The organism is Flavobacterium sp. (assembly GCF_036741995.1).
Lineage (GTDB): Bacteria > Bacteroidota > Bacteroidia > Flavobacteriales > Flavobacteriaceae > Flavobacterium.
Map to the genome: position 1 here is coordinate 1 of NZ_DAINRG010000109.1, position 1801 is coordinate 1801.

Here is a 1801-nt window from a genome sequence, read left to right on the forward strand (position 1 = left end):
ATACCCTACTAACGTTTGCTTAAATGCGCCTTGCGTATTACTTAAGTTGAGCCAAATACGATTGCGTTCCAAACCACTTTCAGAAGTGGTAACCGATTGGTTTCGGAAAAATTCTGCATTGTTTCCGGCCACTCTCATCGTATTGTTAAAAGTAGCATTTCCATTGGCTAAGCCTTGCACAAAGAAGCCTTGTCCGGAAGCAATTTTCCCGGTAGGAATGGTATTATTTACACCTAAATTAACCGCCGCTGTACCTACACCACCAAGGGCATTATATACCGCATAATCATTTATTGTATAAACATTATTAGCCAATGGTGTGTTGTGCGTCCATAAATAAATGGTTCCACTGATTAAACCAATGTTAGAAGAAAAACCTAAAAAGGCATCCGCATCTATAGCAGAAGCATAAGGGTTTCCAATCAAATTCCAAGTACTGGTTCCTATAGCAATTGGGGTTTGGATAAATCCGTTATTGTTGCTACCGGCAAACTGGGCATTATAAACGGTTGGTGTAGCCGTAAATGATTCCGGTGAACGAACGATATAACCTTTCCCGGGAGCCATAACAGTTGATCCCAGAGTAAATTGCCAATTGCCACTGGTTGGATTAAATGCATAATAACGATCCGGTGAGGTTTGAGGTGACAAATTGGTTAAAGTTTGTCCGCCAACCGGTGAAGACCAATACGTATAATCGTAAAGTTTCATTGGCGCTGTTGTTCTTTTTACAATAAGATTCCCCGAATTTACCGCAAAGTCATTTCGTTGCACTAAACTACCTGTATTTTCAACAACAATGGTTCCGCTGCTTTGCAAATCACTTTCAATAACGGCATAAGTAGCAGGATCAATCGTTAGGGTTTTACCGGCATTAACTTGACATTTACAGCCCAACAAGTTCCCTTGTGCTCCGGTACTGTAATCAGCATCTAATATGGCTTTTACCCCTGAAGTGGGTTGACCGTTACTCCAAGCTGTACCATCCCAAGTAGAGGTTAGCTCTTTTCGGCCGAATAAGGTTACATTATCTACTGTCCAGATTTCTTGCGCGGAATTGGTGATTAAAGTAATTCTGACTGACAAGTTAGCCACTTTTGGCAGGTTGGACAGCACTACTGTACTGAAACCTTCGGTGGTTTGGTAATTGATGGTTGAAGGGGCTACCGTAGGGGCGAAAATAGTGGCAACATTAAATCCGGTGTAATTTTTACTGGCCGTTCCTATACCGGCTGTGTAATTCCACACTGAGTTATTCAATCCTTGTATCTGAACTTCATTCGACCAAGTCGTTCCTCCATTAGCACTCACCGCCACAACTATCCTATCAGTATTATCCATACCATTGGATACCACGCTGGAAAAAGCAGCCAGTCTGACGTTTAATTCTACATCACTAAAAGTAGTGGTATTGATGTTAGACATGGTCAAAACACCGGTTCCTCCTGCGGTTTGCAAAGCTGATGCTCCTAAAAAGCGATTGCTCAAACCAGTGTCTCCGGATACAGCAAAACCTACTCCGGTTGTTAACGAAGCTGTAGCTCCCGTTAAAGTATAGCCCCAAGTTGGTGTGGCCGGTGTGGTTTCAAAATCTTGAATAGCTATCGTTTCTCTGGCGCCAAAATCACAACCGGTATAATTCAAACCATAACCACTGATGACAAAGGTATACGGATTTTCATTGACGTCATTATTCACTATGCTCACCATAGCATTCCTAATCCCGATGGCTGAAGGGTCAAATCGGATGGCAAAAGTGGTTACATCGCCAACGGCTAAAGGCGATGTGGGCAATGAAATT

At 42.5% G+C, this 1801-nt stretch carries 1 pseudogene; it reads right to left on the bottom strand.

What is annotated here, in order from left to right:
* Positions 1-1801, bottom strand: a pseudogene (locus V7D82_RS13730) (hypothetical protein); the annotation flags it as partial.